Annotated in this window: 19 protein-coding genes; 16 read left to right on the top strand and 3 right to left on the bottom strand. The window is 60.8% G+C overall.

Annotated features, from left to right (window positions below; translation table 11 throughout):
- The first annotated feature begins 36 nt into the window (after window positions 1-36).
- Together ACZ5WW_RS12195 and ACZ5WW_RS12190 are read left to right on the top strand one after the other, a co-directional pair.
- A complete protein-coding gene (locus ACZ5WW_RS12195) occupies window positions 37-219 on the top strand; it encodes a hypothetical protein (RefSeq protein WP_377167908.1) in 183 nt (60 codons plus the stop codon).
- A 45-nt stretch (window positions 220-264) separates the two neighbouring features.
- A complete protein-coding gene (locus ACZ5WW_RS12190; protein ID WP_377167906.1) occupies window positions 265-1,704 on the top strand; it encodes a DUF1501 domain-containing protein in 1,440 nt (479 codons plus the stop codon).
- A gap of 12 nt (window positions 1,705-1,716) precedes the next feature.
- Here the strand turns inward: ACZ5WW_RS12190 and ACZ5WW_RS12185 are convergent, their stop codons facing one another.
- From ACZ5WW_RS12185 to ACZ5WW_RS12175, 3 genes are read right to left on the bottom strand one after another with little or no spacing between them, the layout of a single operon-like run.
- Complete coding sequence (locus ACZ5WW_RS12185) at window positions 1,717-3,066, bottom strand: hypothetical protein (protein ID WP_377167904.1); 1,350 nt, start codon at window positions 3,064-3,066, stop codon at window positions 1,717-1,719.
- Window positions 3,067-3,100: 34 nt separating this feature from the next.
- Window positions 3,101-3,988, bottom strand: a complete 888-nt coding sequence (locus ACZ5WW_RS12180) for a ComEC/Rec2 family competence protein (RefSeq protein ID WP_377167902.1) — start codon at window positions 3,986-3,988, stop codon at window positions 3,101-3,103.
- Window positions 3,985-4,989, bottom strand: a complete 1,005-nt coding sequence (locus tag ACZ5WW_RS12175) for a hypothetical protein (RefSeq protein ID WP_377167900.1) — start codon at window positions 4,987-4,989, stop codon at window positions 3,985-3,987. Before ACZ5WW_RS12175 ends, ACZ5WW_RS12180 begins: the two co-directional genes overlap by 4 nt.
- Window positions 4,990-5,073: 84 nt before the next feature.
- Here ACZ5WW_RS12175 and ACZ5WW_RS12170 point away from each other — a divergent pair, with 84 nt between their 5' ends.
- From ACZ5WW_RS12170 to ACZ5WW_RS12105, 14 genes are all read left to right on the top strand, one after another.
- A complete protein-coding gene (locus tag ACZ5WW_RS12170) occupies window positions 5,074-6,414 on the top strand; it encodes a DUF1501 domain-containing protein (protein ID WP_377167898.1) in 1,341 nt (446 codons plus the stop codon).
- Window positions 6,415-6,542: 128 nt separating this feature from the next.
- Complete coding sequence (locus ACZ5WW_RS12165) at window positions 6,543-8,741, top strand: DUF1549 and DUF1553 domain-containing protein (RefSeq protein ID WP_377167896.1); 2,199 nt, start codon at window positions 6,543-6,545, stop codon at window positions 8,739-8,741.
- Window positions 8,742-8,788: 47 nt separating this feature from the next.
- Window positions 8,789-10,798, top strand: a complete 2,010-nt coding sequence (locus tag ACZ5WW_RS12160; protein WP_377167894.1) for a hypothetical protein — start codon at window positions 8,789-8,791, stop codon at window positions 10,796-10,798.
- A 41-nt stretch (window positions 10,799-10,839) separates the two neighbouring features.
- On the top strand, window positions 10,840-13,254 hold the full coding sequence (locus tag ACZ5WW_RS12155; RefSeq protein ID WP_377167892.1) for a WD40 domain-containing protein: 2,415 nt from the start codon (window positions 10,840-10,842) through the stop codon (window positions 13,252-13,254).
- A 147-nt stretch (window positions 13,255-13,401) separates the two neighbouring features.
- A complete protein-coding gene (locus ACZ5WW_RS12150) occupies window positions 13,402-14,277 on the top strand; it encodes an SGNH/GDSL hydrolase family protein (protein WP_377167890.1) in 876 nt (291 codons plus the stop codon).
- Between the two features lie 2 nt (window positions 14,278-14,279).
- Window positions 14,280-15,050, top strand: a complete 771-nt coding sequence (locus ACZ5WW_RS12145) for a hypothetical protein (RefSeq protein WP_377167888.1) — start codon at window positions 14,280-14,282, stop codon at window positions 15,048-15,050.
- A 7-nt stretch (window positions 15,051-15,057) separates the two neighbouring features.
- Window positions 15,058-15,813, top strand: a complete 756-nt coding sequence (locus ACZ5WW_RS12140; RefSeq protein ID WP_377167886.1) for a polysaccharide deacetylase family protein — start codon at window positions 15,058-15,060, stop codon at window positions 15,811-15,813.
- Between the two features lie 31 nt (window positions 15,814-15,844).
- Window positions 15,845-16,702 (top strand): alpha/beta hydrolase, encoded by an 858-nt coding sequence (locus tag ACZ5WW_RS12135; RefSeq protein WP_377167883.1) that lies wholly within the window; start codon window positions 15,845-15,847, stop codon window positions 16,700-16,702.
- Between the two features lie 90 nt (window positions 16,703-16,792).
- Window positions 16,793-21,037 (top strand): PVC-type heme-binding CxxCH protein, encoded by a 4,245-nt coding sequence (locus ACZ5WW_RS12130; RefSeq protein WP_377167880.1) that lies wholly within the window; start codon window positions 16,793-16,795, stop codon window positions 21,035-21,037.
- A gap of 100 nt (window positions 21,038-21,137) precedes the next feature.
- The gene (locus ACZ5WW_RS12125; RefSeq protein ID WP_377167877.1) at window positions 21,138-22,523 is read left to right on the top strand and encodes a neutral/alkaline non-lysosomal ceramidase N-terminal domain-containing protein; all 1,386 of its coding nucleotides are present in this window, start codon (window positions 21,138-21,140) and stop codon (window positions 22,521-22,523) included.
- Between the two features lie 84 nt (window positions 22,524-22,607).
- Entirely contained in the window at window positions 22,608-24,029 is a 1,422-nt protein-coding gene (locus ACZ5WW_RS12120) for a sulfatase family protein (RefSeq protein WP_377167874.1), read from the top strand.
- A 49-nt stretch (window positions 24,030-24,078) separates the two neighbouring features.
- Window positions 24,079-24,831: a M14 family metallopeptidase gene (locus tag ACZ5WW_RS12115; RefSeq protein ID WP_377167871.1), complete on the top strand. Its 753-nt coding sequence runs from the start codon at window positions 24,079-24,081 to the stop codon at window positions 24,829-24,831.
- A 4-nt stretch (window positions 24,832-24,835) separates the two neighbouring features.
- Entirely contained in the window at window positions 24,836-25,804 is a 969-nt protein-coding gene (locus ACZ5WW_RS12110; RefSeq protein ID WP_377167868.1) for an alpha/beta fold hydrolase, read from the top strand.
- A 19-nt stretch (window positions 25,805-25,823) separates the two neighbouring features.
- Complete coding sequence (locus ACZ5WW_RS12105; RefSeq protein WP_377167866.1) at window positions 25,824-26,687, top strand: hypothetical protein; 864 nt, start codon at window positions 25,824-25,826, stop codon at window positions 26,685-26,687.
- The last annotated feature ends 8 nt before the right edge of the window (window positions 26,688-26,695 follow it).

The following is a 26,695-nucleotide window of genomic DNA, read 5'->3' as shown; positions in this document are numbered from 1 at the left end:
TTGCCCATGCCTCCAGGGTGGCATATGGTGGGCCATATGTATCCGGTCAAAACGACTGTTCCAGAAGGGCTGATCCTCAAAGACGGAGATGAAGCCGATCTGCGTGTTGTCATTGAGGATGGAGCGATCGTGGTGACCAAAATATTGAGGAAGAAGTCTGCTGCTGACGCCTCCAAACCCGAGCACACAATCAAGCTTGGGGTTTGGAACCGGAAGTAGTCCGTTTGGAAAGTCTTGCCTGCGGTGCGGCGTATTCCCATGCGCATGTCCTTGCCGCATCCAGCACATCCCGTTTCCCGCCGTGAAGTGATCCAGGCCGGGGCTGTAGGGCTTCTGGGCCTCGGAATGAACCACCTCAGCGCCCTTCAGGCGATGACCGCGGCCACGCAGCCGCCACGGGCAAAGTCCGTCATCTACATCTTCCTTTCCGGCGGGCTCGCCCAGCATGAGAGCTTCGACATGAAGCCGGACGCCCCCATGGAGATCCGTGGCGAGTTCAAACCCATCCGCACCCGCACCCCCGGCCTGCACATCTGCGAGCACCTGCCCAATCTCGCGCGCATTTCTGAAAAGTGGTCGCTGGTGCGTTCGCTCACCCATGGCAGCAGTGATCACTCGCTGGGCCATCACATCATGCTCACCGGCCGCAGTGATGCGCCGCTTGGGTTCGATCCATCCAAGCCGAAAAAATCCGATCATCCCAGCATGGCCGCGCTGGCCACTGCGCTGCTGCCCAAGCGCAAAGACAATCTGCCCCCCGCCATCGTGCTGCCAGACAAGCTCGTGCACCGTGAAGGCCGCACGCTCGCAGGACAGTTCGCAGGCACGCTTGGCGCTCAGCATGACCCATGGTTTTTGGAGATGTCGCCCTACCACCCCAAGCACTACGGCGCTTATCCCAAATACCTCTTTCATCACGAGCGTGGTTTGGAAACGGACCCCGCCCTCCGCTTCCAGGCCCCGCATCTCTCGCTGCCGCAAGGACTCACCATGGACCGCGTCATGGACCGCGTCTCACTCCGCAATGCCTTGGAGCAGCAGGCCAATGATCTCACCGCACTGGCCGGCGATGAAGCCTTTGACTCCACCCGTCAGGCGGCCATCGGCCTGCTGAGCAACCGCAAGGTGCATGACGCCTTCAGCCTGGAAAAAGTCGACCCCAAGATGCTCGACCGCTACGGCCGTCACAGCTTTGGCTGGTCCCTGCTCATGGCCCGCAGGCTCGTCCAGAGCGGCGTGCGCATGGTGCAGGTGAATCTCGGCAACAACGAGACCTGGGACACGCACCAGGCCGCGTGGGGAAACCTCAAAAACTACCTCCTCCCGCCGATGGACCAGGCCGTGAGTGCTCTGCTCGAAGACCTCGACGCCAGCGGTCAGCTCGATGAGACCCTCATCGTCATGGGCGGCGAGTTTGGCCGCACCCCCAAAATCAAGAGCATCTCCGCCACCGCTCTGCCGGGCCGCGATCATTGGGGCCATGCGCAGAGCATCCTTCTCGCCGGTGGTGGCATCAAAGGAGGGCGCGTCATTGGTGAAACCGACAAGCACGGTGGCTACCCCGTCAGCGATGCCCAGACCCCCGAAAATCTCGCCGCTACGATCTACGAAGCCCTCGGCCTCCCCCGCGAAACCATCTGGAAAGACTTCACCGGACGCCCTCACACGCTCTACATGGGGTCGCCCATCGGCGGCCTCGTCTAGCGCCACCGGCTTTTACTCGAAGCCGAGCAGCCCCTTCAAGCCGTCGATCACCTTCTGCTCCTCTTTGCTGATTTTCGAGCCGAGACCAAGGAAGCCGCCGCCTTCCGCCTCGGCGGTTTTGATCGCAATCGCCATCGCGATCTTCCGGTAGATGTCGAAATCTTCGTCTCCGAACTTCGTGGCCGCCAGTTGCACCGCGTCGAGCACCATTTGCGGCGGACGCGAGCCGCGCGCGGTCACGGCGGGCCACAGCTTGTGCATGTTGTCCGGGATCCGTGCCGCAGCTTTGAAGACGAGGCTGGTGAGCACCCCTTCTGACACCACGTTGATAATGCCGGCAAAGGCTTCACACTCCTTGTCGCCGACTTTGCCATCCGCAGCGGCCACCAGCAGGAAACTGGCGACGAGTCCCATGCTCAGCACATCCCAGTCCGCTTCTGCGAGTCCTCCGCTGGCTATCTCCACATCATGGCCCTGCATCAGCGCCATGATGCTGGCCAGCGTGTCGCGGGCCATGGCAGGTGAATCGTGGGTGACCAGCGCGGCGGCCATGTTTTGAAGATGCTGCATGAAAGCCGCCTGCTCAGACGCCTCGAATTTCTGCGTCAGCAAGGCTTGGCCTTGCACGAACAGGGGCTTGGGTGCCTGGGCAAACTGGATCTCCGCAAACACCAGCCAGAAGAGCTGGTCGAAGTAGCGCAGCAGTGCGTGTGCCGCACAGGATTCCTGACCGGGTGTGTAACCTGCCATGAGGCACTGTTTGAGAGCAGCCTTGCGCGCATTCCCGAGTTCTCCTCCGTGGCAGCCGCTCATCGATGCATAGAGACAGCCAAGGACGGATGACAACTGACGAAGTTCGGCCTCGGTGAAGCGCTGCAGCGCGGGATCGATGCCGGGCCAGTACGTGGTGACCTGGAGTTCGTCCGTGTAGCGCTCGTTGTTTTTGCTGTAGCCCATGAAATGGAACAGGTCGGACAATTGATCAGCCATCGCCACGCGCTCAGGCACTGGATGACCGTTGTCATCGCGCACGGCGGCTGCCGCCACGCGTCCGAGGTGCAGGAGAAACTGCAGCTTGTCTGACGGCGTCAGTTGCTCGGACAGCGCCGCTTGAATTTCTTCGATCAGCGGTGCTGTGTCAGCCAGTCCTGTCAGTTCAGCGTGGAGCCGCTGGAAATGGTTTGCGAGATGCTGGAGCGCGTCAGTATAGAGGCAGATGCGCGCATTGGGCTCACCCGCCGCCTCGACATGCTCGTTGAACCGGGCGGAATCAACCGCAGTGGGACCCGCATTGACGCCGGTGATCGCGAGATGAACAAACAGGGGCGCTTTGGCGAGTGTGTCGAGGTTGGGTGAGCTCATGATCAGACTTGAAGAAAAAAGAGAGATCTTGTTATCACTTCTCAGTCTTCGCTGCCACGTCTTTTCCATCAGAGGTTATCTCGATGTTGCCATGCCACGCAGTCACAAACACCTGCGTGCCCAGCGGCTCGAATTGCTTCGTCAGTTTCTCCCCGGGCGATGGCACCTCGCTTCCGGCGTAAAAATCCAGGCATGAGGCGATGGCATATTTCGGCTTCGTTGCCGCCGCAAACTCGGGATGCGTGTTGAATCCATGATGGGGTGCCGTGACCACCGCCGCTTTCAGTTTCTCCTCCGGTGTCTTTTCCAGCACGTAGCGCTGCCCGGTGCCGTAGGCGTCACCTGGGAAGAATAGAACGTTCTGGCCATGCTGCATGCGCAGGAAGAGCGAGTTCGTGTTCAGCAGGCCGTGTTCCGTGATCTTGGCGGGATCGCTGTCCAAGTTGTGCATGGTTTTCGGCGGCGAGAGCACTTCGACGGTCAGGGCGGAATCAAAGTCGAGCTTGTCCCCCTCGGTGGCGGCGATGTACTTTGCCCCACGCTCCTGCGCATGCTGGCGGAGTCGGCTGTAGGCCAGTGAGAAGCCACGTGCGGAATAACCCGTGTCCACAAAGGTCTTCACCGGCATGTGATCCAGCAGCCACATCGCGCCGCCATAGTGGTCGCCATGCGGATGGCTGATGGCGATGCCGTCAATCTGCGTGATTCCGCGCGCTTTGAGAAACGGCTCAATGGTGTCGCGTCCGGCATCGTAGGTGTCGGATTGCGGGCCGGTGTCGATCATCCATGTTCCGCCGCCCGGGGTTTGCACCACCACGGCCAGCCCGTGCTTCGGCATGTTCAAGTAGGTGATGATGAGCTTGCCATCCGCCGCGTGAAGCGCGGTAGCCAGCAGCAGGCATAAAAGGATGAGGCGGTTCATGGACGTTTGAGCTTGTTCCAGCCCTCGGCTGGCTGTCGAGCCAATTTCCGCCACTCCGGCACCTGTGCGATGGTTTGCTCCATCAAATCGGCGCATTGCTCCGCGATCGTCACCAGCGTCTCCCTCATGCCCGCGCTCTCGGCCATTTCGATCATCGCATCAAACTCCAGCCCGCCGCTCACGCGTTTTGCCTCCTCGCTGTCACGCTGCACCACCCGCAGCACATCCTCAGTGTGGTGCGGTAGCCAGCGGCGGTTTTCAGCGAGCACCGCAGCTAGCAGCGACTGCAGCTCGGGCTTCCAGCCATTATCAAACAACAGGGCGAGCTCGCCTCGTTTCTCGCCAATCCGCATGTAGTGCGGCTGGATCGCCTCCACCGGAGTCGCCGCCATGTCGCGGAAAGTTTTGTTCCAGTCGATGCCTAGCTCGCCGCCAATCGTGTGAAACGTGAACTGATCCTGCACGATGCGGTTTCGCGGCGTGTAAACACCATCCAGCAAATGCATCCGAATGCCCGGCTGCACCGACTTGATCAATGAATCGCCCACGATGTGCACCATCCAGCCTAGCGCATAGGCTAGGCCGCGCTCAGAGTTCATGTCATCGCAGATGGCCCGCGTACAGTAGTCCGCCAGATGGTCCCACGGCACACGCAGATTCACCTCCGGTTTCGCCCAGCCGAAGACGAGATGCGCACGGCCATAAAACAGCTCATGGATTTCCTTCGGCCTGTATTGGCGCCCCTCATGTTCCAGCGTCCACGGCTTAACCGCTCCGCCCGTGATCGGGCTTTTTTCCAGCGGCACCGTGCCAAAGCCCACCTCTCGTCCGGTGTCCACACAGACAGCCTCGGGCATCACCTGGATGTCGCAGCCGAGATACGCACCACATAAAAAGCTCGGCAGATGCCGCTCGATGATCGGCGTGATGGGCAGCCCGCGCCCCTTCGCAGCTTTCGCCGCGAGGATGCCATACATCGTGTGTCCGATCAGTCCGCTCATGTTTAGAACCAAACGCATTCTGAATTGCCGGTCTGGCAAGAGTCCCATCACTCGCCCCGTAGGTTAGTGGCCCTCCACACAGCCATGCTCAATCTCTACTCACATCCCAGCGGCGGCTATTGCGATGGCGTGTCGCGTCGAAACTTCCTCAAGATCGGCGGACTCGCCATGGGCGGACTGTCGTTGAATGACGTGCTGCGTGCCGAGTCCGTGCAGAAGACCGGCAAGTCACACAAGGCGGTGATCATGATCTTCCTGCCCGGCGGACCGTCGCACCAGGACATGTTCGACATGAAGCCGGACGCGCCGAGTGAGATTCGAGGCGAGTTCAAACCCATCTCCACCAACGTCCCAGGCATCCAGATTTGCGAGCATCTCCCGCGTCTCGCGAAGATGATGGACAAGTGCACCATCATCCGATCGCTCGCCGACTGCGACTCGCGCCACGATGCCTTTCAGTGCCTCACTGGCCGCAGCACCAAGCAGCAGCCTCCCGGCGGCTGGCCTTCGCTCGGCTCCATCGTTTCGAGGCTGCAGGGCAGCACCAATCCCGCCATGCCGCCGTTCGTTGGACTTGCCCCCAAGATGGGCCACATGGAATGGGCCCGCACGGGTGAGCCGGGCTATCTCGGCGTTGCGCATGCACCCTTCCAGCCAAATCGCGGCGGCGGCACAGAAGACATGTCACTCCGTGGCATCACGCTGGATCGTCTTCGTGATCGCAAGTCCCTGCTCTCCAGTTTTGACGTTCTTCGCCGTGATCTTGATGCCACCGGCCTCATGGGCGGCGTGGATGTCTTCAATGAGCAGGCGCTCAATGTGCTCACCAGCCCGAAGCTGCTCCACGCCCTCGATTTGAGCCGCGAAGACCCGCGTGTGGTCGAGCGCTATGGCAAAGGCGAAAATCGCAATCGCGACGACGGCGGCCCGCGCTTGCCCGAGCACTTCCTTGCCGCACGCCGTCTCGTCGAAGCCGGCGCGCGCGTCGTCACCCTCGCCTTCAGCCGCTGGGACTACCATTCCAACAACTTCGGCCAGTTGCGCGAAGATTTGCCGCTGCTCGACAGCGGACTTTCCGCCCTCATTGCCGATCTGCACGAGCGCGGCATGGACAAGGATGTCTCCGTCGTCGTCTGGGGAGAGTTTGGCCGCACGCCGCTGATCAACGCCAACGGAGGTCGCGATCACTGGCCGCGCGTCGCATCGGCACTTCTCGCCTGCGGCGGCATGCGCCACGGGCAGGTCATTGGTGCCACTGACAAGCTGGCTGGTGAACCCACCGAGCGCCCCGTCGCCTTCGGCGAAGTCTTCGCCACCCTATACAAGCAGATGGGCATCGACGTCACCAAAGCCACCCTCACCGACCTCACCGGCAGACCGCAGTATCTGGTCGATAGCCATCTGCCGATGGCAGAGCTGGTCTGAAAATGAAGCCGCCGGGCCCATTCCGGCGCCTCATCCGACATTCTGAATTCGGCATTCGTCATCAGCTTGCCCGATACTTTCTTTGTTACGACAAAATCTCCCCTCCTGCTCCGTAGGTTCTTCCCGTCATGACTCTCTCACGCCTCACCTTCATCGCCGCTCTCTCTGCCGCCGCACCCAGTTTCGCGGCCGAAGCTTTGCGTCCGCTGAATTTTGCGAACGACATTGTGCCCATCCTCACCAAAGGCAGCTGCAACTCCGGTGGGTGCCATGGCAAATCGGGCGGGCAGAACGGCTTCAAGCTCTCGCTGCTTGGCTTTGAGCCCCAGGAGGACTATGAGCACATCGTCAAGGAGGCGCGCGGTCGCCGCGTGTTTCCAGCGGCGGCAGAGCAGAGTCTGCTGCTCACCAAAGGCACCGCTCAGCTCCCGCATGGCGGTGGCAAAAAGCTTGATCCAAACTCTGAAGACTACGCCGACCTCGCCCGCTGGATTCGCGAGGGCATGCCCTACGGCAAGGACAGCGACCCCAAAATGGCAAGCATCAGCGTCGAGCCCGCCAAGCTGACCATGCCTCTGAAAGGGGTGCAGCAGCTCAAAGTCACTGCGCACTACACCGACGGCAGCACGCGGGATGTCACCAAACGCGCCCTCTATGAGGCCAACGAAAAGGCGATGGCCGAGACCAGCGAAACCGGCCGCGTGCAGCTCTTTGATCTCCCCGGTGATGTCGCCGTGATGGTCCGCTACCAGGGCAAGGTCTCCACTTTCCGCGCCACCGTGCCGCTCGGCGCTCCGGTGGAAAAGCTGCCGGCCTCTCGCGGCTTTGTAGATGATCTCGTCTTCGCCAAGCTGAAGACCATCGGCATGCCGCCGTCAGACATCGCAGACGACGGCACCTTCATCCGCCGAGTCACGCTCGACATCACCGGCCGTCTGCCCACTGCTGCTGAAATGAAGGACTTCATGGCCTCCAAAGATGCGGCAAAGCGCAGCGCCCTCATTGACCGCCTGCTGGACAGCCCGGAATACGCCGAATACTTCGCCAACAAGTGGAGCGCCCTCCTGCGCAACCAGCGCACGCAGCCCGTCTTCGCACGCGGCAGCTACCTTTTCTGGCAGTGGATTCGCGACAGCATCGCCGATAACAAACCCTACGATAAGTTCGTCCGTGAAGTCGTCGCCGCGGCGGGAGACATCGACCAAAATCCTCCCGTGGCCTGGTATCGTCAGGTCAAGGAGATGAAGCAGCAGATGGAAGACGTGGCGCAGCTCTTCCTCGGCACCCGCATGCAGTGCGCACAGTGCCATCATCATCCCTTCGAGAAGTGGAGTCAGCAGGACTACTACGGCTTCGCCGCCTTCTTCAGCAATGTCAGCCGCAAGCCCTCGATCTTCGTTGGCGAGGAGCTGATCTTCAACAAACGTGGGGTCGCTCAAACCACCAATATCCGCACCAAGGAAGCCGTGACACCCACCAGCCTCGGCGGGCCATCCCTGAAGCTGAAACCCGAGCAGGACCCCCGTCTGGCCCTCGCCGACTGGATGAGCAGCAAGGACAACCCCTTCTTTGCCCACACGCTGGTGAACCGTTACTGGAAGCATTTCTTCAATCGCGGCCTCGTCGAGCCCGAGGATGACATGCGCGAGACCAATCCCCCGGTGAATCCCGAGCTTCTCAGCGCCCTCGCCGCAGATTTCGTGAAAAGCGGTTACGATCTGAAGCAGCTCATTCGCACCATCACCAACTCCACCACCTACCAGCTCAGCGCCGTTCCAAATACCTACAACGCAAAGGACCGCCAGAACTTCAGCCGCTACTATCCGAAGCGTCTCAATGCCGAAGTCCTCTACGATTCCGTCAACACGCTGCTAGATGTACAAACGAATTTCGCCGGTCAGGCCCCCGGCACCCGTGCCGTCGCCCTCCCGGACAACAGCTACAACCAGAGCACCTACTTCCTCAGTGTCTTTGGCCGTCCCGACTCCTCCAGCGCCTGCGAGTGTGAGCGCACCCAGGAGGCCAGCCTCGCGCAGAGCCTCCACCTGCTGAACGCCGCCGAAATTCAGACCCAGCTTTCTCGTGGCAACGGTCGCGCCGACACCCTCACAAAGGACACGCGTCCTGATGATGACAAGATCGCTGACCTTTACCACATCGCCCTCAGCCGCGACCCCAACGCCGCCGAGATCAAATTTGCCCGCACTCATCTCGACAAAAAAACCGCAGGCAAAACCGGCGACGAAGCCTTCAAAGGCAAAAAGGAGGCCTATGAGGACATCCTCTGGGCGCTGCTGAACACGAAAGAGTTCCTCTTCAATCATTAAGTGCTCGTGCCATGCCTTGCCCCAATTTTCAGTTCTCAGTTCTTAGTTTGCAATTTTCAGTTCTGCTGGCCTGCTCTGCTCCAGCGTTCTCCCAGGCCACCTTCCCGTCTCCGACGCTGACGTCGGTTTCTCCTCTCGGGGGAAAACCCGGCGCGACAGTCGAGATCACCCTGCGCGGCACCGACCTCGAAGGCCCGCAGTCGGTCCTGCTCAACGAGCGCGCCATCCCGCTCAAGACCCTCAAGCCAAACGTCTTCAGCATCACACTGCCCCCAGACATCAAGCCTGCCCTCTACGATTGCCGTTTCGTTGGCCGCTACGGTGCCTCCAATCCGCGCGTCTTTGAGGTCGGCACGCTTGATTCCGTTGCCTCCCCCGGCTCAAACACCGGGCCTGACAAAGCGCTCAAAGTCACCCTCAATTCGGTTGTTGAAGGCAGCTTCAAATCCAATTCACCGCACTGGTTCAGCGTGGATCTGAAAAAAGGGCAGCATCTCACCGCCACCTTTGATGGAAGGCGTTTTGACACACGCACCGAACTCATCGGCGCTTTGCTCGCGCCCACCGGCCGTGAATTGGCTCACATGCGTGCCGGAGTTCTTGCCTTCACTGCCGCGGCCGATGCCACCTATCTCCTCCGCTTCAACGAGCTCATGTACCGCACCGGGGATGATTACGGCTACCTCATCACACTTTCATCCGCGGCCCCTCCGGCTCAAAAGACCGTCATGCTTGAGGACGTTCGCCCCATCCAGATCGGCCAGACTGTTCGGGACTACTTCCTGCCCGTAGGTCTGCCACAGGCCTTTGATCTGCCCTTCAAAGCGGGTGAAAAATTCATCATTGAGGTGCACTCCCATCAGCTCGGCCATGCCACCGATCCGCATCTGGTCATTGAAAATCTTGCCAAAGATCCCGCAGGCAAAGAAACGCTCAAACCGCAGGCGGAAATCGCTGATGCACCGGCCATCGTGCCCGCTCCCAGCATCAATCTTCCCAGCCGCGATCCCTCCTATGCCTATGAGGCCAAGGCGGACGGCGCATTCCGAATCACCCTCAGCGACAACTTCGCCACCACCCAGCCCTACGAGCTGCGCATCCTCAAGGAGGCGCCGAAGCTGGAGGCCCTCATCGCTCTCAATCCCATCCTGCCCGGAGCCAAGACCAAGGGCGGTGAAATTGGCAGCGCCAATGTCCAGCGTGGCGGCATCGCAGCTTTGGAAATCATTGCTCCAAACCGCAATGCCCTGAGCGACCCCATTGAGCTCAAGGCCGAAAAGATCCCTGCGGGCGTCACCTGCCTCGGCGGCTTCATCGGCAAAGGCCAGTCGCTGGGCTACATCGCCTTTCAGGCCAGTGCAGATGCCCCTGCCGGCGCAAGCCTCCTCGACGGCATTCCTCACAGCCGCTTCGTGAGCTTTGCCGTGGCTGACGCCGCCCGGGAAAACGTCCTCTACCGCACCGCCGGTGCACCCGCCCTCGGTGTCAGCGTCCTGCCCGCACCGGCATCCGTGCAGACGGAGAAAACGGACATCCTCGAAGTCGCTGCAGACGCCAAACTCGATATCGCCCTCAAAGTCACCCGCCACGCCGACTTCACAGACGCCCTCAAGCTCAAAGCCCTGGGCCTCATCGACATCGCCAAAGCTCCTGAAGCCGACATCCCCGCCAAAGCCGCAGCAGGCAAATTCACGCTCGATGTGAAAGCGCTGAAACTCGCACCTGGTGATTACGGTTTCATCCTTCAAGGCCCGGCAAAGATGAAATTCCGCCGTGGCGTCGAAGAGCTCAACGCTGCCGAGGCAGACGCCAAAAAAGCCGCCGAAGCCCAGGCCGCCGCCAAGAAGCAGCTCGAAACGGCCAATGCCGATGCAACGCCGAAAAAGGCCGACCTCGTCAAAGCCGCCACCGCTGCCCTCAAGACAGCAGATGCCTCCAAAGCCACCGCTGACAAGCTCGTCAAAGACCTCACTGCGAAGTCCGCCCCCAAAGACGCCACCTTCATTGTCTATTCCAATCCCATCCGCATTCGCGTGAAGGAGGTCGCCAAGAAATGAGAATCATCCTCCCACTTGTCATTCTGAATTCGTCTTTTGTCATGGCCGCGGCTCCCGCGCCTATCGACTACGATCAGCAGATTCGTCCGTTCCTGAAGGACAACTGCATCGCCTGCCACAACAAGACCACCACCAAAGGCGGCCTCAACATGGAGACGCCCGAGCTCATGGCCAAGGGCGGCGAGAGCGACAAGGGCATCATCCCCGGCAAGGGCGCCGACAGCATCATCTATCAGGCCGCCGCACACTCTTGGGACTCCGAGATGCCTCCTAAGGGCAACAAGGTCGGTGCTGTGAATCTCACCCCGGAGCAGCTCGCGCTCTTGAAAGTGTGGATCGACCAGGGCGCGAAAGCCTCGCCCAAAAAAGTGCAGGTCATCGCCTGGGAGCCCCTGCCAGCCGGCTTGCAGCCCATCTATGCCATCGCGGTCACACCTCAGGGAGACTTGGCTGCGGCCGCTCGCGCCAACCAGATCAGCATCTACCACCTGCCCACGCAGAGCCTCATCACCAAGCTCACGGATGAAACGCTCCTCAAAACCGGTCTCTACAAGCAGCCCGGCGTCGCCCATCGCGATCTCGTTCAATCGGTCGCCTTCAGCCCCGACGGCACGCGCCTTGCCACCGGCAGCTTTCGCGAGGTGAAGCTGTGGAAGCGCACCACCCCCGCAGCTCCCGCCTACGCTCCCTCCGCCAAATTCACCGCTACTCAGGAGGCGGACAACTCCATCAAGCTCACCGAAACCGCCGGTGGCAAACTCGTCGCCCACATCAAATCCGACCTCGCCACCGAGCAGGCCCTGGCTCAGCGCACGCTCATCGCCGTGCGTGCTGCGCTGGAAGAGACTTATCAGGGTTCGGCCATCCGGACGGCGGAGAAAGCTGTCACCGAACAGACCGATCGCTTGAAGAAAGCGAATGAACTCGCAGAACTCGCCAAAAAAGCGCTCGAAGACAAGAAGAAGGACATCAAGCCCAAGGAGGACGCAAAAATCGCAGCCGACAAAGCCGCCAAGGATATCGCGGACGAAGTGGCCAAAGCCACTGCTGGCAAACCGGATGAGGCTTTGGCCCAAAAGCAGGCGGCTGCAAAAGCCGCTCTTGCCAAAGCCACAGCCGACCTCTCTCAAGCCCAGGCCGCTCTCCAACGCGCCGAAGCAGCCTTGGCAACCGCTTCAGCAGAAATCAAGCTTGCCGCCACCGGCGATGCCAAAAAGGCGGCCGCCTTGACCGAGCTCGTGGAACTCGCGAAGACGGGCCTCGAAGCAAAGCGGAAGACGCTCAAGCCTCTGGAAGATGCCAGGAGCGCTGCAGAGAAGACTGCGAAGGAAATCGCGGATCAAATCGCCAAAGCTCCCCAGGCCAAACCAGACGAAGCCTTGGCCAAAAAGAACACCGATGCTCAGGAAAAGGCCACGAAGGCCGCCGCAGATCTCAAGCTCGCCCAGGAAGCTCTCGCCCGCGCCGAAGCCGCGATCACCGACACCGCGAACGAAATCAAGCTCGTCACCGAAAATGAAAAGAAGGCCCGGCAGGCCGTCATTGACGAAAAGGCTCGCCTGGAAGTCGTGAAAAAAGAGGCGGTGAAAGCGAACGCAGACCGCGACCTCATTGCCAAAACGCTCACCACCAGCCTCAAGAAAGCCAAGGCGCTGCACTTCTCCGCCAATGGCCTCGAACTCATTGCCGAACAGGACAGCGGCCCCCCGCTCGCTTGGAGCACCGTGAATGGCAAACCCATCGCGCCAGGCAGCACCAGTGCTACGTGGACCCTCGAACGCACCTTGGGCACCGGCGATGGCAATTCTCAGATCACCGACCGCGCCAACAGCCTCGCCTTCAGCCCCGACGGCAAAACCCTCGCCATCGGCAGCGGCGAGCCCTCCCGCAGTGGCGACATCACCCTCTGGGACATGGCCACTGGAAATCTGACCGTGAACTACGCTGAGCGTCATCTCGACAGCATCCTCGCGCTTGAGTTCTCGCCCGATGGCAGGCTCCTCGCCTCCGGCGGCGCGGACAAAGCCGTGCGCATCACCGATCTGAGCACAGGCAAAGTCGTGAAGGTCTTCGAAGGTCACACCCACCACGTGCTCGGCCTTTCATGGCGTGCCGATGGCCGCGTGCTGGCCAGCAGCGGTGCCGACAACGTCGTCAAAGTTTGGGACTGGACCACTGGCGACCGCCGCAAGAGCGTTGATGGCTGGGACAAGGAAGTCACCGGCATTCGCTACCTCGGTGCCGCAGATCAGATCGCCACCAGTGCAGGGGACACCAAGCTCCGCCTCATCACCAGTGACGGCGGCGAGGTGAAAAAGCTGGCTGGCAGCACGGGCTTCCTGCAATCACTCGCCACCAGCAAGTTCGGTGATGTCGTTCTCGGCGGTGACCAGGATGGCAACGTCCGTGCCTGGGATGTCGCCACGGCAAAGGAGATCGCAGTCTTCAAGCCCTGATCCGAGATCCAGCACCCTTGGAGCGCGGACTTCAGTCCGCAGCACTCCGCATTCTTTTCTCTCCGAAGCCTGAATGGCCGCGATTGAGAAAGAAAGGATACGGCAGGCACATCGTTTGCCTGCTGTATCATTTCACACTCAATTACCATGCACCGCTTCTCTCTCCGACTCCTTCCAGTGCTCGCCTTCATGGCGGCGCCACACTTTGCCCAAGCCGAAATCGCCGTGAAAAGCGGTGAGAAAATCGCCTTCCTCGGCGATTCCATCACCGCAGGCGGCTGGAGCAATCCCGCCGGCTATGTGCGGCTGGTGATCGCCGGTCTGGAAGCCAATGGCATCAAAGCCGAGGCTGTTCCAGCTGGCATCAGCGGTCATAAGTCCGATCAAATGCTCGCACGTCTCGACAAGGATGTGCTGAGCAAGAAGCCGCAGTGGATGACACTGAGCTGCGGTGTGAATGACGTCTGGCACGGCCCCCGTGGTGTGCCCCTCGATGAGGCGATGGCACAGTCTGGCACTTACGATGACAAGGTCTCCAGCCGCGGCACCTACAAAAAGAACATCACCGCGATCATCGATCAGGCACAGGCCGCAGGCGTGAAGCCCGTCATGCTCACAGCCACCGTGATTCAGGAGAATCTTGACAGCAAGGAGAACGGCCTTCTCGCTCCCTACAACGCCTTCCTCCGTGAGCTCGCCAAGGAAAAGAAGATCCCCCTCGCCGATCTGAACGCCATGTTTCAGGAACGCATCAAGGCTGAAAACAAGCCGGATGTGAAAGTGCTCACCAGCGACGGCGTCCACATGAACTTGGAAGGCAACAAGCTCATGGCCGTCGGTGTGCTGCAGGCTCTGGGCCTCAACGCAGTCGAACTCGACAAAGCCCAAGCCTCCTGGCCGCCCCTCGAAGCCGCAGGCATCATCGCGGCGCAAAAAGCCGCTGAGGCGAAAGCCAAAGCGGCCGCTGAAAAGAAAGCCAAGGAAGCCGCAGACAAGGCCAAAGGCGCGAGCACACCGAAGTAAGCATGAAGGCATTCTTTTTCACCTCCCTGCTGCTGGCTCCGTTCGCGGCCCTTCTATCCGCCGACACCACCACACCGCGCAACGATGCCACCTGGCTGCGCGAAAAAGGCCTGATGATCTTCCACGACGCCTTCGAGCGCGAAGAAGACGGAAATCTCGCCAAGGCCATCGGCAACGGCTGGAACAGCGCCACCGCTGACCGCGTGCCTCAGATCAAAATGGCAGACCTGGATCAGGGCATCTTGAAAATCGCCAGCGCCACCAAGGAGGCAAAGCACGCCGCTCACATCCATCACGAGGCCGGATTTACTGACGGCGGCGCCGTGGTCCGCTTCCGCTTCCCCGGTCTCCATCCCGCCGAATCTCTCCAGCTCGGCTTTGTGGACCGTGAGCTGAAAGGCGTCCACGCCGGTCACCTCTGCTACGGCATCCTCAGCCAGACCAGCATCACTCTCATCGACCACAAGACCGGTGTCATGAATCTGGAGATCCGCCAAAAGCGCGAGGAAGCCCAGGCTCGGAAGGAAAAGCTTCCCGCTGAACTTGAGGCTCTGCTCAAGACCAAACAAGTCGTCGTTCCATGGAAGGCCGACACTGAATGGCACGAGCTCGTTCTCGTCACCGAAGGCGACGAAATGCGCCTTAGCATCGACGGTAAAGTGCTCGCCAGCCACCACTCCGAAGGCTTCGCCCACCCCCTGAAACGCTGGTTCAGCTTTCTCGTGCCTAGCACGGTCTGGATCGACGATGTGAAAATCTGGAAAGTGAAGTGATCCCCCCATGAAGCCCGCTCATCTGGCCATCGCAGCGCTTCTGCTCACGCTCACATTCGCTTGGCGCACCATCGCTGTCGAACCCGCTGCGGAGCGTCTCGTAGTCCTCACATTCGACGACTCCGTCGTCAGCCACGCCACCTTCGTGGCACCGCTGCTTAAAAAGCACGGCTTCGGCGCCACCTTCTTCATCACCGAAGGCTTCGAGTTCCTCGTGGACAAAGAACACTACATGACCTGGGAGCAGATCAAAGCCCTCCACGCAGACGGTTTCGAAATCGGCAATCACACCCGCAAACACGCCGGTGTCGCCAAACAAAAGCCCGAGCAGCTCGCGGCAGACGTGGAGTTTATCGAGCAGCAGTGCGCCACCTACGGCATCCCCAAACCGGTGAGCTTCTGCTACCCCGGCTACCAGACCAGCGATGCGGCGGTGAAGCTGCTGCGCGAGCGCGGCTACCAGTTCGCACGTGCCGGCGGTGCGCGGGCCTTTGATCCCGCCAAAGACGATCCTCTCACCATGCCCCAGGCATTCGATGGCAAGCCCGACAGTACGCTCGAGCAGTTCAAGGCCGCCGTCGCCCAGGCCAAAGACGGCAAGGTCGCCGTCATGACCTTCCACGGCGTCCCTGACATCAAGCACCCTTGGGTAAACACCGACCCCGCCAAATTTGAAGCCTGCATGCAGCATCTCAAGGAGTCCGGCTGCAAGGTCATCGCCATGCGCGATCTGGCCCTAGTTGCTCAGTTGCGCCGCAACTGACGCTTAAGTTCAGCAATCTGTTCACTACATTATGAAACTCATCGTTCTCTCATTCTTGGCATTGGCTGCCACCGCTCTCGCCCAAAACGTAAAATCAAACATCCCCTATGTCGAAAACGGCCACGCACGCCACGTGCTCGACATCTACTCACCGGCCAATGCCAAAAACCTGCCCGTCGTCTTCTGGATCCACGGAGGCGGCTGGACGCAGGGCGACAAAACGGATGTAAAACTCAAGCCCCAGTGGTTCATGGACAAAGGTTTTGTCTTCGTCTCCACCAACTACCGCCTGCTGCCAGAGGTGGACATGGGCACCCTCACCCGTGACGTCGCCAAAGCCTTCGGCTGGATGGAAAAACACATCGCCGAATACGGAGGCGATCCAAAGCGCGTGCTTGTAGGAGGCCACTCCGCCGGTGCCGAGCTCGCAGCTCTCATCTGCACGGACGACCGCTACTTGAAGGCCGAAGGCGCCACCTTCGACTCCCTCATCGGCTGCGTTCCCGTGGATGGAGACACCTATGACGTTCCCGCTATCATCGAGACAGCCGAGACCCGCCTCCGCGTCCACCACCTTCCACCTCGTGTGAACGGCCATCGCGAAAAATTCGGCGGCACTCCCGAGAAGCACATCGACTTCTCCGCCGTCACCCACATCGCCAAAGGCAAGAGCATCCCTCCCTTTCTCATTCTACACGTCTCCGCCCATCCAGACACCAGCGCCCAGGCCGCCCGTTTGGGGAATAGCCTCAAGGAAGCCGGCATCCCCACCACCGTTTTCGGTGCCAAGGATACCAGCCACGTGAAGCTCAACGACGATCTCGGCCTTTCCAGCGATCCCGCCACAAAAGCCCTGGACACCTTTGTGGCTAGCGTGCTGAAAAAGTGACGTCTATGGCCGATTCAGCCAAAATCATGTCTGTATCATGCTAGGGCCGATGGTTGTATAAGCAGGGTCGCCAACCCTGCTCCAACCGCCATGAAACTTCTCTGCGCCATATTGCTGGCCGCACCGCTGCTCTACGCTGAATCGATTTTCGACGGCAAGACACTCGCCCACTGGTCAGGCAAAGCCGAACACTGGCGCGTGGAAGACGGCGCGATAACAGGCGAAATCCTGCCGAATCAGCAGCTCAAAGGCAACGAATGGATCTTCTGGGACGGCGAGGTCCATGACTTCGATCTCACCGTCGAGTTCCGCATCACAGGCGGCCCCAGCGCCAATTCCGGCATCCAGTACCGCTGCCAGCAGAGTGCCGCTGGTCACGCCAGCGGTTATCAGGCCGATCTCGACCAAGGCGCAGTCTGGCTCGGCCGCATCTACGATGAACACGGCCGCGCCCTGCTGGTCGAGCGCGGCTCCCGCGTGTCCATCGCGCCAGATGGTCGCCGCTGGTCAGATGCCTTCGCAGAACCCAAGAGCCTCGCTACCGTCATCAAACCCGGCGACTGGAACAAATACCACATCACCGCCACCGCCTCCCACGTCGAGGTCCGCGTGAATGACGTCCTCATGAGCGTGCTAGACGACCACGAGACCAAAGCCGCCGAATGGAGCGGCAAGATTGCCTTCCAGCTCCACAGCGGCCCCGGCCCGGCCAAAGTGCAGTTCCGCAACATCCAGCTCACCCACCTCGGCAAAACCGCCATGCCGCTCCGAAGTGATGCGGGCGTTCCCTTCGGGGATGCGCAGCCTGCCCGCAATCCTATCACTGCCGACGTCCCCTCCATCCCACCACCTGCCGAGCTCAACCTCGGCTTCGAAACCGGCACCCTCGCAGGCTGGAAGGCCGAAGGAGATGCCTGGGACAAGCAGCCCATCGAAGGCGACACCGTCGCCATCCGCAAACGTGGCAACTCCCAGCACGTCGGCAAATTCTGGCTCGGCGGCTACGAACGTAGCGGCGACAAAGGCACAGGCACTCTCACCTCCACCAGCTTCATCGCCACGCATCCCTGGGCCAGCTTCCTCATCGGTGCCGCCCCGGATGCAAACACCGAGCGCGTCGAGGTCGTCGAAGAAGCCACCGGCAAAATCATCCAGAGCAGCAGCTCCGCCCAGCAGGAAAACATGAAGCGCGTCGCCGTGAATCTGGAACCCGTCGCTGGCAAACGCATCTTCATCCGCATCGTCGACCAGTCCAAATCCGGCTGGGGCCACGTGAACTTCGACGACTTCGTCTTCCACGCTCAAAAGCCAACCTTCGCCGTCGCTTCCTTCAGCATCAGCGCAGACCGCACCAAGCGCGGCGATGAAAGCCCCGTCCTCTGGCACCTCCTCCCCAATCCCGCCAAACCCACCAGCATCAAAAACGATGCCGCACAAAAGATCGTCTCTGGTATGAAATTGCAGGATGGTTTCCAGGTCGAGCTCATCGCTGCCGAGCCCGACGTGCGCCAGCCCATCGCTTTCTGCTTCGATGAACGCGGCCGCATGTGGGTGGCCGAGGCCTTCAGCTATCCCAACCGCCAGCCCGAAGGGCAGGGGAAAGACCGCATCAGCATCTTCGAAGACACAAATGGCGACGGCTCATTCGAAACAAAGAAAATCTTCTGCGAAGGTCTCAACCTCGTTAGCGGCATCGAAGTCGGCTTCGGCGGCGTCTGGGTCGGCGCTGCCCCTTATTTGATTTTCATTCCAGACATCGATCACGACGACCGCGCAGATGCCTTGAATACGTCGCATAAGTCCTATCAGACCTATTCGAAAGTCCCCGGCCTCCACTTCACCGCCTATGCCCTCCTCGACGGCTGGGGCTATCAAGACACCCACGAAACCCTCAACAGCTTCACCTGGGGCCCGGACGGCTGGCTCTACGGCAATCAAGGCGTCTTTACCCAGTCCCACATCGGCAAACCCGGCACCCCCGATGACCAGCGCATCTCCATGAATGCAGGCGTGTGGCGCTACCATCCCGTGCGCCACGTCTTCGAAATCTTCTGCCACGGCGGCAGCAACCAGTGGGGCCTCGATTACAACAGCAACGGCCACTTCTTCATGACACACTGCCGCAGCTTCTGGGGCAAAGGCGGCACCACCCATGCCATCCGCAACGGCCACTTCTGGAATCAGGCCAACAGCAAATACGCCCCCTTCATCTCCGCCACCGCGCCCGACTTCGCGCCCGATCTGCAAAACTTCCTCCCAGCCTCCGCTCGCTACGACAGCGGCGAAGGTGGCGCAGGCAAACCCGGCACCACCGCCGTGTATGGAGGCCACTCCCATGTCGGCACGATGATCTACAACGGCGACAACTGGCCCGCCATCTATCGCGACCACCTCTTCACTCACAATCTCCACGGCCATCAGATCAATCAGCAGCACATGATCCGTACCGGCAGCGGTTATGAAACCTTCCACGCCGGCTACGACCTCCTCTACAGCCCCGCCCCCGACTACATCCCCGTCGATCTCCAGACCGGCCCCGACGGCGCCGTCTATGTCATCGACTGGACCGACACCCAGCACTGCCACAACCCCGAAGACGAAAAATGGGACCGCACCAACGGCCGCATCTACCGCATCTCATGGAAGGAAACCTACAAGCCCGTGAAGGTGGATTTGGAGGGGATGACTGATGTCGAGTTAGCGAAACTTCAGTTAAACTCGAACGACTGGAGTGCACGAATGGCGCGTCGATTGCTTCAAACGCGGGTGATGTTGACAGGGAGAGTCGGCGATGATGTTATGAAATGGCTGCTGACCGTTGATCGGGAAAAGGCTAATCCAAATCATCTATTGCCTCTCCTTTGGACGCTTCATGTGATAAATGCTGCGGACGACGATCTTACTGGGGCGGTAATAGATCCCATCGATATAGTCCGCGCCTGGGCCATCCAACTAGCTACCGAAGAACCCGGCAAGCCCAAGCTCACCTCCGCCACGCTCCTCAAGCTCGCCCAAACCGACCCCTCACCCACCGTCCGCCTCGCCCTCGCCTCCGCACTTCCAAATCTCGACACCAAGACCGTCTGGGACGTCGCCTCCGCCCTCGCCATGCACGCTGAGGACAAAAATGACCGCTTCCTCCCCAAGATGATCTGGTTCGGCCTCGCCCGCGTCATCGCAGAAGACTGGCCCCGCGGCCTCGCACTCGCGGCAAAAACGCCACTCCCATCCCTCGCCGATTCCATCCGGTGGTATGCTGCTACAACTCCGGCAGGCCGCGAAGCCCTCATCCCCACCATCCAAACCGAGCGCGATCTCAAAATCCTCGCCTTCGGCATGAAGGACGAAGCCAAAGCCACGATGCCTCAATCCTGGCCTCAACTGCAGGCCAAGTTTCCCGGCACCACATCAGACCAACTTTCCGCCCTCTTTGGAGACAAAGCCGTCTTCGCCAAAATGCGCAGCATTCTTGCCGATGCCACACAGCCGCTCCCCCAGCGCCGCAGCGCCTTCGATCTCCTCAAACGCGTCAGTGATCCCGAAGCCACGCCCATCTTCGCCAAGCTCCTCGACCACCCCGACTTCACCAGCGCCGTCATCCCCCTCCTCTCACGCTCCAGCGATCCCGCCACAGCCACGGCACTGCTGACTCGCTTCGCCACTCTCAACGACACCGACCGCGCCGCCGCACTCGGCACCCTCACCAGCCGCTCCGAACTAGCCCTGCCGCTGCTCACCGCCGTGAAGGCAGGCACCTTCGACAAAAAAAACCTCAGCTCCCTGCAAATCCGCCAGATGCGCAATCTCAATCATGCCGAGGTCAACACCCTCCTTGACGCCACCTGGGGCAAGGTGAACGACTCCAGCGAAGCCGCCAAAGCCAGCATCGCCAAATTCAAGAAAGCCTACCAATCCGCGCCGCTGTGGGCCTTCAACGCCAAGTCAGGCGAGGAAACCTTCAAGCAGGTCTGCGCCGTCTGCCACGCCATGGGCGGCGTCGGCGGCAAGCTCGGCCCCGATCTCGCCGGCTCCTGGCGCAACGGCCTTGACTACTTCCTCGAAAACATCGTCGATCCCAACGCTGTCGTGGGCGACAACTTCCAGCTCCATGTCCTTACCAAGAAGGACGGCAGCGTCATCTCCGGCGTCATCGAGCAGGAAACCGACACCGCCATCACTGCCCGCACCGTCACCGAGTCCGTCATCATCTCCAAGGCCGATCTCAAAGACCGCCAGAAGATGCCCGTCTCCCTCATGCCCCCCGCCCTCCTCGAATCCATGCCCGAGCGCAAGGCCCTTGAGCTGCTCAAATATCTGCTGAGCAAGCGGGAGTAATTGTTCAGTCAAGGCTCCCCGGCTTCATCAAAAGCGAATCCCCGGCCTTCCAAACATCGGATTGGCATATCCGCACTGCTCGGTGCGTATGTCTCCGATCATGAATCCTGTTCTCCCGATCCTGGCCTTCGCGTTTGCATCCTTTCTCCAGACCTCGGCACAGACACCGGAATGGAAAGCGGCAGCCGCCAGCACGGTGATCACACCGACAGAGCCCATGTATCTCGCCGGCTTCGCAAACCGCGAGGTGCCAGCCGAAGGCACAGCGATGGAACTCAACGCAAAGGCGCTCGCGCTCCAGGACGCGCAGGGGCAGCGCTTCGTCATGGTCACCCTCGATCTCGTCGAGGTGACAGCTCAGCTCCGCGACGCTGTGGCTGAGGCCGTAAAGACCAGGTTCAGTCTGCCGGAGAAGGCGCTTCTGTTGAACTGCTCACACACTCATTGCGGCCCGGAGCTGCGCTACACAGAGCTGGAATTCATGAATTTCTCCGACCCTCTCCGCAAGGAGCGCTGCCTGCGCTACAACGCATGGCTGAGGGACAGGATCATCGCCATCATCGGCGAGTCATTGCAGCAGCTGGAGCCGGCGACGGTCAGTTATGGCCACGCGCGTTGTGGTTTTGCGATGAACCGCAGGCTCAAAAACGACAAGCCTTCGGGCGATCCCTACCTGAACAGCCCGAACCCCGGGGGCGTGGTGGATCATGATGTGCCCGTGCTCACGGTTCAAACGGCCGCTGGCAAACTGAGCGCCATCGTCTTTGGCTACGCCTGCCACAACACATCCATGAGCATCAGGCAATGGCACGGTGATTATGCAGGTCATGCGCAGCAGTTGATCGAAGAGGCGCACCCAGGCACCATCGCATTGTTCATGATGGGCTGCGGTGGCGATCAAAACGCCTATCCACGTTTCAGTCCCATCTTCAGCCTCCGCCACGGCCAGAGCCTCGCCACCGCGGTGGAGGCAGCGCTGGACGCAAAACCGAAGCCGATCCGCGGCCCGCTGCGAATTGACTGGCAGACCACGCGACTCGACTACCAGTCCATTCCTACGGCAGATCAGATCGAAAAAAGGCTGAGCACGGGCGAGGGCTATGAAAAAAGCTACGAGGTCTATCAGCGCAAGTGGGATGAAAAGCGGTTGTATGCCATCAAGAACGGCGGCCTGAGCGACCACTACGACTACCCGCTTCAGGTGGTTCATTTTGGGCATGATCTGACCTTCGTGGCTCTCAGTGGTGAGACATGCGTGGATTATTCACTCCGCCTGAAGCGCGAGTTCAAGGGGCCCGGAGCATTGTGGGTCGCAGGCTACAGCAACGACATCCTCGCCTACATCCCTAGCAGACGCGTGCTGCTGGAGGGCGGCTATGAGGCCTTTCGTTCCCTGATGTACTGGTCCAACCCGCTGCATCCAGACAAATTCGCGGACACCCTTGAGGAACGCATCATCTCCACGGCGCAGAAGATGATGAAGTAATGGTTCGCCTCGGCAGGTGAAGATCAGGCGTTCGCTACAAATACTTCCTTGCATCGGTGCGGCATTCTTAGCCATGCTGTGCGCATGATCCGTTTTCTCGTTGTTCTCAGCCTCTGCCTGGCCGCCACCCTCCACGCCGAGGAAAAACGCCCCAACATCCTCTGGCTCATCGCCGAAGACTTCGGCCCGCACCTCGGCTGCTACGGCGCCAAGGAAGTCTCCACCCCGGTTCTCGATGCCCTCGCCGCCAAAGGCATGCGTTTCACCCGTTACTACACCACCGCCCCCGTCTGCTCCGCCAGCCGCTCCGCCTTCAATACCGGCATGTATCAGACCACCATCGGCGCGCACAATCACCGCTCCCATCGCGATGACGGCTTCACCCTGCCCGCAGGCGTGCAAGTCATCAGCGAGCGCATGCGCGAGGCTGGCTACTTCACCGCCAATGTCAAAGACCTGCCTCCCGAGGCCGGATTCAAAGGCAGCGGCAAGACCGACTGGAACTTCCAAGGGCCCGCCAAACCCTTCGACTCCTCCAATTGGGACGACCTCAAGCAGCACCAGCCTTTCTACGCGCAGCTCAATTTCCAGGAAACCCACCGCACCTTCCACGCCCCACCCCACGCCGATCCCGCCAAGGTGGAGATCCCTCCCTACTACCCCGATCACGAAGTCACCCGCAAAGACATGGCGCAGTACCTCGACGCCGCCACTGAGCTTGACCGCAAGATCGGCAAAGTGATGGAGCTCCTCCAGCGCGATGGTCTCATGGAAAACACCGTCATCTGCTTCATGGGAGATCACGGCGCCGCTCACGTCCGTGCCAAGCAGTTCTGCTACGAGGAAGGGCTGAACACCCCTCTCATAATGAGCTGGCCCTCCGGCATCCCTGCGCCTGCAGGCTACGAAGCAGGAAAAGTCAGCGATCGACTCCTCATGTCCATCGACCTCACCGCCACCACCCTCGGCTGGGCCGGCATCGCCAAACCCGAGGGCATGCAGGGCAGGGTGTTCATGGGGGCTGCAGCCGAGCCCGCACGCGAGTACGTCTTTGGCGCACGCGATCGCTGCGACGAGACGGTATTCCGCTTCCGCACCGTGCGCGATGCACGCTACCGCTACATCCGCAACTTCACCCCTGACCGTCCCTTCCTCCAGCACAATGCCTACAAGGAGAAGCAGTATCCCGGGTGGAACCTCATCAAGGAACTCGCCGCTCAGGACAAGCTCACACCCGCCCAGGCCGCGCTAGCCGCTCCCACCATGCCCGAGGAGGAGCTCTACGACCTTCAGGAGGACCCTCATGAGATTCACAATCTCGCCAAATCAAACATCCCCGAGCACCGCGCCGCCCGCGAGCGCCTGAGCTCCGTCCTCAGTGAATGGATTGAGCGCACGAATGACCAGGGAAGAATCCCTGAGCCTGAAGAGGTGGCCAAAAACGAAGGCCGCACCAAGGAGGCCCCTCCGGCCAAAAAAGGAAAGGCAAAGAAGAAAAAGGACTGAATGCGGAATTCAGAATGACGAACGCCCCGGCTCTGCCATGCTGCGCGCCGTGAAGCTGCTACCCAACCATCGTGCGCATGACGCACAGCACCTCATCCAGCGCTGGCGCATGCTCGCGCGCAGCGCAGGCTGCAGGGTCAAGGTCCTCTGCGTGGTCAAAGACATGCCCGTCATCGTGCTTGAGTCAAAGGCAGCGCAGGCAGGAGCACCGGCCATCTACCTCTCCACGGGAGTGCACGGAGACGAGGCTGGCTCTGCCTGGGGCTTGCTCGCCTGGGCGGAGAAGCATGTCGCCACCATCAAGACCGGCTCGTTCCTGATCGCCCCCTGCCTCAATCCGGTGGGGCTCATTTTAAATACGCGGATCGACCATCGCGGCTTCGACATCAACCGCCGCTTCCACATGTCCGACGACGAGATCTGCGGCCCCTGGCAGCAGTGGATCACCGGCCGCGCCATGCGCTTCGGCCTCTGCCTCCATGAAGATTACGATGCCCAGGGCATCTATCTCTATGAGCTCAATCAGGCGTCCCAGACCACGGGGCATCAGATCATCGAGCGCTGCGCACGCGTCATCGGCCCTGATCCGCGCAAAAGCATCGACGGCCGCCGTGCCGACAGGGGCGTCATCCGCCGCCGCAATCTCCCCACCAACCTGCCCGGCATGCCCGAGGCCGTGGAGCTTCATGTACGTGGCTGTCCGGTTACGCTGACCTTCGAGTCTCCCTCGGAGTTTGCCCTCGACAAGCGTGTCCAGGTGCAGGTGCGCTTTGTGGAGGCCGCCTTGTCCATCTTGGGCTGAAACCATGCGCGCCACTCTGCTCCAGCGACTTCTGCTGCTGACGCTTCTTGTCGTCGGCAGCAGCTGCGCATCGGTGAAAAAAATCACCTCAGGCCGTGGCGTGCTGTGCGCTGACGACTGGGTCAGCTACGATGGCAAGACCATGCCATGGAAAGCCTGGCCCGTTCCAGCAGGCACAAAGCCTCGCGGCGTGGTCATCGCCGTGCATGGCCTCAGCGGGGCCAAGTCGGACTTCTGGTATCTCGGCGAGCAGCTTCCGCTGCGTGGCTACACCGTGTACTCCTACGATCTGCGCGGGCAGGGAAACGACCCCGTCGTCTCTGAGAGGGGAGACATCCAGAGCGCCAAAACCTGGCAGAAAGACCTCGCCACCTTCCATGCTCTCATCAGGCGCAGGCACCCGCGCACCCCGGTCTTTTGGTATGGCGAAAGCCTCGGCAGCCTCATCGCTCTGCACACAGCCGCAGACCTGCTCGGCAACTGGTCCGACCCCGACGGCATCATTCTCGCCTCTCCTGTGGCCGGGCTGCGCATGACGCTCACAGGTTTCCAGCGTTTCGTTCTCGAAACCGCCGCACGGCTTTCCCCGCGCTCGCGCTACTCCCTTGGAGAGCTGGCGGGTGTGGACGAGTCCAAGATCCAGGTCACCTCCCACTCCACCCACGGCGGGCAGATGGCCGTCACCCCGCATCACGTCAGCGCCTTCTCCCTGCGCCTGCTTTCCTCCATCGGCGGCATGCTCGATGCCAATGCAGAATCAGCCCGTCGCCTGAAGATGCCGGTGCTCTTTGTCGCCTCGCCCAATGATGTCATGTCCTCGGCAGACCAGATTCAGAGTCTCTTTGCGCAGATCCGCAGCCGCGACAAAAAACTGCTCTGGTACACGCGTTCCTACCACCTCCTGCTGCACGATGTTCAGCGCCAGGAGGTCGTGCACGATGTGACCCGCTGGCTCGACCGCCACATAGAATGATCATCGCCGCAGAACCGTCATGACGCTCGAAACCGCCATCCTTGACGCGCTCGCCCGCAGTGCGCTGCCATTAAAAGCCGCTGATATCTCCAAGCTCATCAAGCCCGCGCTAGGCAAAGCCGCCTCCCCCAAAGCCGTGGCTGCCGCACTGGACGCTCAGGCCTCCACCGGCTCGCTCACTCGCATCCTCGCAGGCACTGCCGCCAAGCCGCAGCCTCTTTTCACTCTTCAAAGTCCAGAGGACGCCACCGCCGCCTTTTTGAAAAGCTGGGTGCACGCCTCCGCCAAAGAACAGCCTGCAGCCAAGCTCCAGACCAAGCTGCCCGTGGGTTTGCAATCCTTCTTTGAGGCCGCCCTGGCGCAGCTCGCCTCCGCAGGCGATGCCTTCGTTCAGACTGGCGGCAAGAGGCTGATTCACGCCCGCAGGCCACGCCCCACACAGACTCTCAGCGCTGCCCAGCGCATCGCTTTGCAGAAAATCCTTCAGACGGTGAATGGCGCACGCTCTCAGCCTGCATCGCTGGAGGACTTGCTCGCCTGGCTGGATCAGGAGCCACCCTCCACGCCCCCTCCACAGTCCACCTCCGTCATCGCGCCCTCGGAGTCGGACCTGCAAACCTGGTACGAGCTCGACCGCATCCGCTCCTCCACCATGATGATCCCCATCCCTGCCACCTTCGCCCGCTACCAGGCCTGGGCCGCAGAATGTGGAGGCGTGGCTGACATTCAGGTTTTCCGAAGGTTTATCGAGAAGCTTTACAACGATGGCCGCCTCCTGTTAGAACCCTGTGAACGACCGCAAGACCTCCCGGAACATGAGCGCGCCCTGCTTGTCCCGATGTCTCTCGGTCCTCCCGGCTACTCCTGGTGCTGGCTCTCCTGACCCAGCGC

The organism is Prosthecobacter fluviatilis, assembly GCF_055388355.1.
This window is presented reverse-complemented; position numbering and strand designations above follow the sequence as displayed.

Excerpts from the sequence above, each read along its gene's own strand:
- ACZ5WW_RS12195 (WP_377167908.1), top strand. The coding sequence starts at position 37 with ATGTATCCGGTCAAAACGACTGTTCCAGAAGGGCTGATCCTCAAAGAC.
- ACZ5WW_RS12190 (WP_377167906.1), top strand. The coding sequence starts at position 265 with ATGTCCTTGCCGCATCCAGCACATCCCGTTTCCCGCCGTGAAGTGATC.
- ACZ5WW_RS12185 (WP_377167904.1), bottom strand. The coding sequence starts at position 3,066 with ATGAGCTCACCCAACCTCGACACACTCGCCAAAGCGCCCCTGTTTGTT.
- ACZ5WW_RS12180 (WP_377167902.1), bottom strand. The coding sequence starts at position 3,988 with ATGAACCGCCTCATCCTTTTATGCCTGCTGCTGGCTACCGCGCTTCAC.
- ACZ5WW_RS12175 (WP_377167900.1), bottom strand. The coding sequence starts at position 4,989 with ATGAGCGGACTGATCGGACACACGATGTATGGCATCCTCGCGGCGAAA.
- ACZ5WW_RS12170 (WP_377167898.1), top strand. The coding sequence starts at position 5,074 with ATGCTCAATCTCTACTCACATCCCAGCGGCGGCTATTGCGATGGCGTG.
- ACZ5WW_RS12165 (WP_377167896.1), top strand. The coding sequence starts at position 6,543 with ATGACTCTCTCACGCCTCACCTTCATCGCCGCTCTCTCTGCCGCCGCA.
- ACZ5WW_RS12155 (WP_377167892.1), top strand. The coding sequence starts at position 10,840 with ATGGCCGCGGCTCCCGCGCCTATCGACTACGATCAGCAGATTCGTCCG.
- ACZ5WW_RS12150 (WP_377167890.1), top strand. The coding sequence starts at position 13,402 with ATGCACCGCTTCTCTCTCCGACTCCTTCCAGTGCTCGCCTTCATGGCG.
- ACZ5WW_RS12145 (WP_377167888.1), top strand. The coding sequence starts at position 14,280 with ATGAAGGCATTCTTTTTCACCTCCCTGCTGCTGGCTCCGTTCGCGGCC.
- ACZ5WW_RS12140 (WP_377167886.1), top strand. The coding sequence starts at position 15,058 with ATGAAGCCCGCTCATCTGGCCATCGCAGCGCTTCTGCTCACGCTCACA.
- ACZ5WW_RS12135 (WP_377167883.1), top strand. The coding sequence starts at position 15,845 with ATGAAACTCATCGTTCTCTCATTCTTGGCATTGGCTGCCACCGCTCTC.
- ACZ5WW_RS12130 (WP_377167880.1), top strand. The coding sequence starts at position 16,793 with ATGAAACTTCTCTGCGCCATATTGCTGGCCGCACCGCTGCTCTACGCT.
- ACZ5WW_RS12125 (WP_377167877.1), top strand. The coding sequence starts at position 21,138 with ATGAATCCTGTTCTCCCGATCCTGGCCTTCGCGTTTGCATCCTTTCTC.
- ACZ5WW_RS12120 (WP_377167874.1), top strand. The coding sequence starts at position 22,608 with ATGATCCGTTTTCTCGTTGTTCTCAGCCTCTGCCTGGCCGCCACCCTC.
- ACZ5WW_RS12110 (WP_377167868.1), top strand. The coding sequence starts at position 24,836 with ATGCGCGCCACTCTGCTCCAGCGACTTCTGCTGCTGACGCTTCTTGTC.
- ACZ5WW_RS12105 (WP_377167866.1), top strand. The coding sequence starts at position 25,824 with ATGACGCTCGAAACCGCCATCCTTGACGCGCTCGCCCGCAGTGCGCTG.